Raw genomic sequence first — 653 nt, 5'->3', positions numbered from 1 at the left:
ATCTTCGATTTGGAATTCCATTTTCACCACGAACGCAGTATCCGGCACGCTCCATTGCAAAGTTTAATTTATCCAGCTCATCCAGATCATATACCTCCAGCAATATATCTATGATTGGTTTTGCTGATAGCCCCGGTATAGACGTACTGCCAATATGATGAACCTGTGAAATTACCTTCCCCAGCGTGTTCTGTAATAAGCCCCTTTCAGCCTCATATCGGGTATGCCATTGCTCTTCATACTCCACAACAATGATCCTACGCATTTTTTACTCCGGTTAACTTCTATGAGGTTTTACTAAACCATCATTTATGTTGATAGCATGATTTGATGTCCGCTTCTGGCACCAAACTGCTGTAGGTGAAGCCCATCAGGCTGCTTCGAGCGAGCAGCGGATCTTTGACACTGAGATATTCAGCTTCTACTGGCATTTATTTTGTACCAGCCCTTTTCGGCCTAAATACGAACCGGACATCCCATATATATTTTATTTCAGACGGGTGACTCGCCCAGCACCCAACTGGGTCCGGTATCGGTAAAGCCCGCAGGGAAACGACTCGCGGCATTATATGACTGTATCCAGCCCGGATAACGAATCCCTGGATGACTGACCTCATCGAGCATTCCTTTTTCTTCTTCACTGAGCTCAACAG

General features: G+C 45.5%; 1 protein-coding gene. It reads right to left on the bottom strand.

The features are described from left to right. The coding region (locus AC1DUO_RS25930; protein ID WP_477989603.1) for a GrpB family protein at positions 1 to 265 on the bottom strand (265 nt) is incomplete at its 3' end. Positions 266 to 653: the final 388 nt, after the last annotated feature.

The organism is Rahnella sp. P4_A8, from assembly GCF_056402435.1.
Note: the sequence above shows the minus strand (reverse complement) of the source record. Positions and strands in the feature narration are given on the sequence as shown.